A 9,198-nucleotide genomic window follows, 5' to 3' on the forward strand; every position below is an offset into this window, starting at 1 on the left:
TATTTTTTCTTACTCATTTGATTAAAATGGGAGCGGCTGGACGAGTCATCAACCTGCGCAATCAAAACATCATTCTGACCAATAGGTTACGGAGCGTGATTAATGTCTACTTTTATCCAAATCCTCTGTTTTTATACGCCTTTAAGTACACATTAACGGCACTAACCGTTGGGAAAATCAATGTGATTCTCACTTCGCATTGACCTGTTTTGTCGAAAAATAAGCACGAAAAGGTAAAAATAAGGTAAATGATGCATTTTTTTGCACGCGAAAATAAGTTGTTTTTAATTGATATATGTCAATTTTCGCCCCGCGATAACGCTGCAAAAAACGCCATCTGCATTGATGGAAACATTATTTTACGTCGCGTCCGGACGGGGAAAATAGTCAGAGGAAATCAGTGGGAAGTGATACGTGGGCCGGGATGGCCCACGTTGTAAAAGGGAAGAAAAATCAGGCGTTAACCGTATCCAACGGCCAGGAGTCAAACAGATAACCATCAAAGTCGATGTCATCAACGTTTGAAAACTCCAGCAGTCGCTGTTTAACGTTTTCCAGATGCTGCCACATTGCCAGTTTGGCCGCGCGGGCATCTTTTTTAATGAGTGCCGCCAGGATCTGCTTGTGGTCGCCCATCCATTCTTTGCGGTAATGGGTATCGTCAAGGTGGCTGTGCAGTTGGATCCACATCGGGTTGTTCTCACGCCACTGCCATGACTGACGAAATAACTCGACCAGCATACTGTTGTGCGTGGCCTCGGCAATGGCAAGGTGAAACTGCATGTCGCCGCTTTCCGAGCCGTTTGGTTCGCTGGAGGCCAGCTCACGTTCTTCCAGTAGCAATGCCTGGCGCATTTTGACGATATCCTCGCGCGTGGCTTGCAATGCGGCAAACTCGGCGATATTGCTCTCTAATAGCTGGCGTGCCTGTAACAGCTCAAAAGGCCCCGCATCATTGCAATGATTAATATCCGTGCTGTCGATTGTCTGCGCGTTAGCGTTGTCGAGAACGTAGATCCCGGCACCACGCCGCACGTCCACCAGCCCTTTAATTTCCAGCATGATTAACGCTTCGCGCACCACCGTGCGGGTGACATTGAGCATCTCGGCTATTTCACGCTCCGGGGGCAGGCGCTCGCCGGGTTGGTATGGCGTCTGGACAATGAGATCGCGGATCATGGCACCCACTTCCTGGTAGGGCCTTTGCTGAGAAGTGTTCGATTTCATTATGTTCTATCCGTCAGATGCGTTTATTCAGATCCGTAGGTCGGATGGCAGGACGCACCTTATCAGGCCTACAAATAACCTTTATGTCGCCTGAACTATAGCATTTGCGGCAAGCCAAAAACAGAAAACGGGTCAACCAAACAGATATTTTGATTGACCCGTCATAGTTCGGGCGTTATGCGTCAGCGTGCAGTGTTGCGACACACTCGCGCGCGCCCTTCTCGCACAGTTGCTGATAAGCCACGATAATTGCTTCCACAAAATCCGCGTTTTCCGCTAAATCATGGCCAAAGATCCCGCTTAATCCCAACAGGGCCATAACGCGTTCACTGCCCTGATACTGCTGATTGATGCGCTGGAATTCCGCCAGCATCGGGTCGACAACGTCAATGGTCTGCCCCTGCTCATCCACGCCGTGGGTATAGCGCATCCAGCCCGCCACACCCAGCGCCAGGTGCCGCCAGTCGCTGCCGTTTTGTAGGTGCAGACGAACAGGGTCCAACAGGCGCTGCGGCAGTTTCTGGCTGCCATCCATGGCAATCTGCCAGGTACGATGACGCAGGGATGGATTGCTGAAACGCTCGATCAGCAGGGTCGCATACGCATTGAGATCGGTGCCTTCCGGCATCGACAGTGTGGGAGCCTGCTCCTGCATCATCAATGCAAACGCGGCTTTGCGGTACGCCGGGTTGGTCATGGTATCGGCAATCGTTTCATAACCACCGAGGTAGCCCAGATACGCAAGGAAAGAGTGGCTGCCATTAAGCATGCGCAGTTTCATCATTTCAAACGGCACAACATCGGCAACGAACTGTGCACCGACTTTATCCCAGTCAGGGCGACCGTTCACGAAGTTGTCTTCAATCACCCACTGACGGAACGGTTCACAGGCGATGGCGCACGGATCGTAAACACCCAGTTGATCGGCAATCTCCTGCAACGTCTCTGGCGTCGCCGCCGGAACAATGCGATCCACCATGGTGCATGGGAAAGTGGCGTTTACTTCAATCCACTGCGCCAGCTGCGGGTCGCGTGCCTGCGCCAGCCCCAGCACCGCAACTTTCGCCACGTGGCCATTTTCACGCACGTTGTCGCAGGACATCACAGTAAAGGCCGGCAGACCCTGCTCACGACGCAGATGCAGCGCCTGTACGATATAGCCAATTGCCGATTTCGGCGCGGTCGGATTTGCCAGATCGTGTTTAATCAACGGGTTATTGAGATCTAACTGACCGCTGGCGGCATCGGTGCAGTAGCCTTTTTCCGTGACCGTCAGCGAGACAATTGCCGTCTGCGGACGCGCCATCGCACGCAAAATACCGTCGCAGCCGTCAAGATCCGGGTGCATGGCTTCTTTCATCGAGCCAATCACTTTCAGTACGGTGTTGTCCGCGCCTTTTTCCGCCACGGTATACAGCAGCTGTTGTTTTTGCAGATTTTCAATCAGTACACAGTCGTTACCCGGCATCAGGTTCACTTCACAGATACCCCAGTCGCTGTCCGTGGTTTCCAGCAGATGATGGGTGTACAGCGCCTGGTGCGCCCGGTGAAAAGCCCCGCATCCGAGGTGAACAATACGGGATTGCAGGCGCGAATTATCCCATGCAGGGCGCGCAACCGGCAGTTTGCTATTGGCAATTGTCGTTGTCATCGTGAACTCCAGAACCCGTCGGAAATACCGACGGGAAGAGAAAAGAAAAAAGCCGGCCCGACAGGTTGCCGGCCGGTCTGATTTAGCGGCTAAAGAAAGCGCGCTGGATAGCCATCTCAACGCCGCGCACTTCCGCCAGCCCTTTCAGGCGACCAATCGCGGAATAGCCTGGGTTCGTTTTCTTTTTCAGATCGTCCAGCATCTGGTGACCGTGATCCGGGCGCATTGGAATTAAATCTTCTTTACCTTCGGCTTTACGGCGATGCTCTTCTTCAACAATCGCTTTCACCACTTCATACATATCCACGTCACCATTAAGATGCGCCGCTTCATGGAAGGTTTTCGGGTTATCTTCACGCAGCGTGGAACGCAGGTGGGTGAAGTAAATGCGTGGGCCAAACTGTTTGATCATATCAACCAGATCGTTGTCCGCACGAACACCGTAAGAGCCGGTGCACATGGTGAAACCGTTCGCCATACTGTTGACCGTATCAACCATCCACTGCATATCTTCTACGGTGGAAACAATGCGTGGCAGGCCGAGGATCGGGCGCGGCGGATCGTCCGGGTGTACCGCCATGCGCACACCGACTTCTTCAGCAACCGGAATAATCGCCTTCAGGAAGACGGCAAAGTTTTCGCGCAGCGCGGCTTTATCGATATCTTTGTAGCGCTCAAGGTGCTGACGGAACTGGTCAAGGGTATAACCTTCTTCCGCCCCCGGCAGACCGGCGATGATATTGCGGGTCAGACGCGCTTTATCTTCTTCGGTCATGGTGGTGAAGCGTTCCTGTGCCTGAGCGACCTCTTCAGCGGTGTAGTCTGCCTCTGCTCCGGGACGTTTGAGGATATGAATCTCAAAGGCGGCGAATTCAATCTGGTCAAAGCGCAATGCTTTGGAGCCGTCCGGCAGGACATATTCCAGATCGGTACGCGTCCAGTCGAGTACTGGCATGAAGTTGTAGCACACGGTGCGAATACCGCACTGCGCCAGGTTGCGCAGGCTCTGTTGGTAGTTGGCAATCCACTGCAGATAGTTACCGGAACGGGTTTTAATGTCTTCGTGGATCGGTACGCTTTCGACAACCGACCAGACCAGCCCTGCCTGTTCAACGATAGCTTTGCGTTTTTCGATTTCCTCAACTGACCACACTTCCCCGTTCGGGATATGGTGCAAGGCGGTAACAACACCGGTAGCGCCTGCCTGACGCACATCAGCTAAAGAAACCGGATCGTTAGGACCGTACCAGCGCCATGTCTGTTCCATGCTTTTAACCTCTTTACATTGTTGGCCCCCGGCGCAAACACCGCGAGCCACGACTTACTCAACTGCCGGAGTGCTCAACGCATTACGCCAGCAAACCGGACGACATGGCGCATAAATTCTACCTTTCGTCCCCACATGTCAACCTAAACAACAAAATTGGTTAACCAAATCACAAAAACTGTATCAGTGGTCTGACACGAATTGTGAGGTAACGTGATGAAGTTAAGAGGAAATGGCCTGCAGGGCGCGGCCTGAAAGGGAACAGTCTGTTATCAATGTCAACATTGAATATGGATTGTGATATTCATCGCATCAATGGTTAACCAATATGTGTAACATCTCAACCAAAATCATAATGGTTCAACCAAAACAAGGTAGACGTTTTATGCACGTTCTCAATATTCTGTGGGTTGTATTCGGCATCGGCCTCATGCTGGTGCTCAATTTGCGTTTCAAAATAAACTCAATGGTCGCCCTGCTGCTGGCAGCACTCTCCGTCGGCATGTTGGCGGGGATGGATTTAATGGAGCTGCTGCACACCATGAAATCCGGCTTCGGCGGTACGTTGGGTGAACTGGCAATTATCGTGGTGTTCGGTGCGGTCATCGGTAAACTGATGGTCGATTCCGGGGCGGCGCATCAGATTGCTCATACGCTGCTGGCGCGACTCGGCCTGCGCTATGTGCAGCTGTCGGTGATCATTATCGGCCTGATCTTCGGCCTGGCGATGTTCTACGAAGTGGCCTTTATTATGCTGGCACCGCTGGTGATCGTCATTGCCGCAGAAGCGAAGATCCCGTTCCTGAAACTGGCCATTCCGGCCGTTGCCGCAGCGACCACCGCACACTCACTGTTCCCGCCACAGCCGGGCCCGGTGGCACTGGTAAACGCCTATGGTGCCGACATGGGTATGGTCTATATCTACGGTATTCTGGTCACTATTCCGAGCGTTATCTGTGCGGGTCTGATCCTGCCAAAATTCCTCGGTAACCTTGAACGCCCAACGCCTTCATTTATGAAAGCCGATGTACCGGTTGACCAGAACAACCTGCCGTCATTCGGTGTGTCGATTCTGGTACCGCTGATCCCGGCGATCATCATGATCTCCACCACTATCGCCAACATCTGGCTGGTGAAAGGGACGCAGGCGTGGGAAGTGGTCAACTTCTTAGGCTCCTCCCCAATTGCGATGTTTATCGCCATGGTTGTCGCCTTCGTGCTGTTTGGTACCGCACGCGGCCATGACATGCAATGGGTGATGAACGCCTTTGAAAACGCGGTGAAAAGCATCGCCATGGTGATCCTGATCATCGGCGCGGGCGGCGTTCTGAAACAAACCATTATCGATACCGGCATCGGCGATACCATCGGCATGCTGATGTCACACGGCAATATTTCTCCGTATATCATGGCGTGGCTGATCACCGTGCTGATTCGTCTGGCAACCGGCCAGGGCGTGGTCTCCGCCATGACGGCGGCGGGGATTATTAGCGCAGCGATCCTCGACCCGGCAACCGGTCAACTGGTGGGGGTCGATCCGGCGTTACTGGTGCTGGCAACGGCGGCAGGTTCTAACACCCTGACGCATATCAACGATGCCTCCTTCTGGCTGTTCAAAGGTTACTTTGACCTGTCAGTGAAGGACACGTTGAAAACCTGGGGTCTTCTGGAGCTGGTAAACTCCGTGGTTGGCCTGATAATCGTGTTGATCATCAGCATGATTGCATAACGTCGATACCGCTCTGGCCTATAGCGCCAGAGCGGTTTTCCATCCTGCCTCAACAATCTTCAATAATCAGATACACCGCTTTCACCGGACCATGCACCCCAACCACCTTGATAAGCTCAATATCCGCCGTTGAACTGGGCCCGCTAATGATATTAATGCACGACGGCATCCGCTCACCGGCCTTCGCCTTCTGATGCAGAATTTCTGCCAGCTGCGCCACCCGCGGCAGAATGGTGCTTTTACGCAGCACGAAAATCGAGGACTCCGGCAACAGGCTCAGGGAACGCCCTCGCTCGGGTGCGGAAAACAGCACCACGCCGCCGGACTCCGTTAAGCCGTACTCGGCATACACTACGCCGACTTTCGCCTGCTCGGCCTGGGTAATATTTTCGCTACCGCGAGCCGGATCCCAGACCACGGCATTGCATTCCTGCTGCAGGCGTTCGGTTATCCCCAGTTCCACCAATCGGCTGTCGCCGCTCAGCACCACCGGTTGATGACCCAATTCTTCGCACAGACGAAGCGCCGTGTCTGCGGCCTGGTCCTCGCGAGTCAACTCACAGCGGGCCAGCATCACTTCGCTGGCAAACTGGATAAACGCATCACAGCGCAGCTCGGGGCTAAGTTCAGTCAGGCGCTCATTGGCATAGTTGTTCACCGGCGCGGCATCCGCTTGCGGTTCGAATCGCAACGGGCGGCCCAGCGCCTGGGCGATGGTGTTTAAAAACGCGGTACGGTTATCCATTCTTTTTCTCCTGCGCCTGATGTTTCTTAAACCAGCTGCGGAAGCTCTCGCCGTCAGCATCAGGCAGATCGCGCGCCTCCATCCAGTCACCAATCGCGCCAACCTTGAGCGGCGTTTTACCGCCATTGATGAACCAGCTCGCCGCATGCGCGCCTGCCATCATCCCCACTTTCCACAGCCCAGGATGACTATTGGCATACGCGAACATTTTTATCGCCCGGCGCTCGGCTTTCGGGGTAATGCCCTCTTCAGCCATAACGCGACGATGACGCAGGATCAGTTTTGATAACGGAATACGTACCGGACAAACGCTGTCGCAGGCCGTGCAGAGCGAACAGGCATACGGCAGATCTTTGAAATCTTTATAGCCGCCGAGCAGCGGAGAAATCACCGCGCCGATAGGACCTGGATAGATTGAGCCATACCCATGTCCACCAATGTGGCGGTAGGCCGGACAGGTGTTCATACAGGCTCCGCAGCGGATGCAGCGCAGCACATCGCGAAACTCAGAACCGAGCACCTGCGAACGGCCGTTATCGACAATCACCAGGTGGAACTCTTCCGGTCCATCAACGTTATCCGCCTCACGCGGGCCGGTCAGCCAGGTGTTATAGCCTGTCAGACGAGCCCCTACAGCACTGCGCGCCAGCATGGTGATCAGCACATCCACGTCAGCAAAGGTCGGTGCGATACGCTCCATCCCCATCACCGCAATGTGCGTTTTCGGCAGCGTGGTGCACATGCGCGCATTGCCTTCGTTGGTCACCAGGCAAACAGAACCGGTTTCCGCGACGGCAAAGTTACAACCGGTAATGCCAATTTCAGCACTGAGGAAATCCTCGCGGATCTTCTGGCGAATGAATAAGGTCATCGCTTCTGGCGTTTCCGGGCCGTCGTAGCCCAGGCGCTCGTTCAGCACCCGGCGGATCTGGTAGCGATCTTTATGAATAGCCGGGACCACGACGTGCGAAGGTGGGTCCTGATCCAGTTGCAGAATGTATTCACCCAGGTCGGTTTCGATCACCTGAATTCCGGCATCCTGCAGCACATGGTTGACGCCGATCTCTTCGGTCACCATCGACTTGGACTTCACCACCTTCTTCGCGTTTTTACTCTGCGCGACCTGCAAAATGTAGCGGGTGGCCTCTTCTTTGGTTTTGGCAAAATAGACGTGACCGCCGTTTTGCGTTACTTTTTCTGAGAGCTGATACAGGTAAGCGTCGAGGTTGCTCAGAACATGATCGCGGATCTGACTGGCACGATCGCGCCAGTCTTCCCAGTGGCCTAATTCATCGACCATTTTCTGGCGATTCGCGCCGATACGCTCCTGCGCATTGGCCACGGCTTTGCGCATGATCGGATCTTCTATCTGCTGACGAATACGCAGTTTAAATTCTACATCGCTGGTTTTTATTGACATCTCATTCCCCTCAGCGGCTCATCAGCACTTCAGCAATATGCATCACTTTGACCGGCTGGCCTTCCCGTTGCAGTCGACCGCCAATATTCAGCAGGCAGCTGACGTCCGCGCCAATCAAATATTCCGGCTTCGCATCCATCAGATGTAAGACTTTCTCTTTCACCATCTCGCCGGATATCTCGGCCATCTTGACCGAGAACGTCCCGCCAAAGCCGCAGCAGGTGTCCTGATCGGCAAACGTCAGCAGCTCCAGTCCACGCACGTTTTTCAGCAGCGTGAGCGGCTCTTCCTTTACACCCAGCTTGCGGGTCAGGCTACAGGAAGGGTGATACACCGCCCGTCCCTGCAGGCTAGCGCCGACATCCACCACGCCCAGTTTGTTCACGATAAAAGAGGTGAGATCCTGCATACGCGCGGCAACTTTCTCGGCACGCAGCGCCCATTCCGGTTCATCGGCCAGATAGGTCGGGTAGCTTTTTACTGCGTAGGTACAGGAGCCTGCCGGGGAGATAATCGGGTCGTCGTTGTCTTCCAGGGCGGCGATCAGGTTTTTCATCCCTGGGATCGCTTCTTTGATATAGCCGCTGTTGATGGCTGGCTGGCCACAGCACCCCTGTTTTTCAGGGAAATTCACGCGACAACCCAGTTTTTCCAGCAGCAATACGGAGTCTCGTGCCATCCGTGATTTCAGTGCATCACCAATACAGGTGACAAAGAAATTTACATTCACAATAACTACTCCATTGCTTCATTTCTGTTTATTGCGCTTGATATCGCGATATCAAGCAAAGGTTCAGCCGTATATCACGCCCAGTTTTTCGTTTTTTTGGTTTTACTCATGCCTGGATCCATGGTGATGTTCGGATCGTTTCCCGTTGCTGGCGACTCTCCGTGTCTTATATCAGGACAATCGCAAATGTCTGTATTTTCATTTGTATGACAAAATTAAATAATCCTCTAATCGACTCGCACATGCAACACCCTGGTTTATTTCTTTCGGCCTTGCTCACATTTTTATATTGAAAACCACCGCGTTATTAAAACCTAAAAAACAGTTTCATGTGATTACTAATCTCGTCACTACCATTATTAAAAAGGTTATTAAATAACTACTTATAGGTATTAGGCTTACTCTTAAGTATATTTATCTGGCGGAAGC

General features: G+C 53.2%; 8 protein-coding genes. 2 read left to right on the forward strand and 6 right to left on the reverse strand.

The window, feature by feature from the left end; genetic code table 11:
• On the forward strand, positions 1-203 hold a 203-nt coding region (locus NNO02_RS21605), incomplete at its 5' end, for a hypothetical protein (RefSeq protein WP_271455699.1).
• Positions 204-453: 250 nt separating this feature from the next.
• Here NNO02_RS21605 and uxuR read toward each other — a convergent pair.
• The 3 genes from uxuR to uxuA form a co-directional block, all read right to left on the reverse strand.
• A complete protein-coding gene (gene uxuR, locus NNO02_RS21610) occupies positions 454-1,227 on the reverse strand; it encodes a Uxu operon transcriptional regulator (protein WP_271442262.1) in 774 nt (257 codons plus the stop codon).
• 175 nt (positions 1,228-1,402) lie between these two features.
• Positions 1,403-2,878: a fructuronate reductase gene (locus NNO02_RS21615; RefSeq protein WP_271455700.1), complete on the reverse strand. Its 1,476-nt coding sequence runs from the start codon at positions 2,876-2,878 to the stop codon at positions 1,403-1,405.
• A gap of 82 nt (positions 2,879-2,960) precedes the next feature.
• The gene (uxuA, locus tag NNO02_RS21620) at positions 2,961-4,145 is read right to left on the reverse strand and encodes a mannonate dehydratase (protein WP_271455701.1); all 1,185 of its coding nucleotides are present in this window, start codon (positions 4,143-4,145) and stop codon (positions 2,961-2,963) included.
• Between the two features lie 385 nt (positions 4,146-4,530).
• Here uxuA and gntP point away from each other — a divergent pair, with 385 nt between their 5' ends.
• Positions 4,531-5,874 carry a gluconate permease GntP gene (gene gntP / locus NNO02_RS21625; protein WP_137383854.1) on the forward strand — a complete coding sequence of 448 codons (1,344 nt, stop codon included), beginning with the start codon at positions 4,531-4,533 and terminating at the stop codon, positions 5,872-5,874.
• A gap of 49 nt (positions 5,875-5,923) precedes the next feature.
• Here the strand turns inward: gntP and NNO02_RS21630 are convergent, their stop codons facing one another.
• From NNO02_RS21630 to NNO02_RS21640, 3 genes are read right to left on the reverse strand one after another with little or no spacing between them, the layout of a single operon-like run.
• Entirely contained in the window at positions 5,924-6,619 is a 696-nt protein-coding gene (locus NNO02_RS21630) for a LutC/YkgG family protein (protein WP_271455702.1), read from the reverse strand.
• A complete protein-coding gene (locus NNO02_RS21635) occupies positions 6,612-8,039 on the reverse strand; it encodes a LutB/LldF family L-lactate oxidation iron-sulfur protein (protein WP_271455703.1) in 1,428 nt (475 codons plus the stop codon). Before NNO02_RS21635 ends, NNO02_RS21630 begins: the two co-directional genes overlap by 8 nt.
• A gap of 10 nt (positions 8,040-8,049) precedes the next feature.
• Positions 8,050-8,769, reverse strand: a complete 720-nt coding sequence (locus NNO02_RS21640; protein WP_137383857.1) for a (Fe-S)-binding protein — start codon at positions 8,767-8,769, stop codon at positions 8,050-8,052.
• Positions 8,770-9,198 lie beyond the last annotated feature (429 nt).

The organism is Citrobacter sp. Awk 2 (genome assembly GCF_028069815.1).
GTDB lineage: Bacteria > Pseudomonadota > Gammaproteobacteria > Enterobacterales > Enterobacteriaceae > Citrobacter.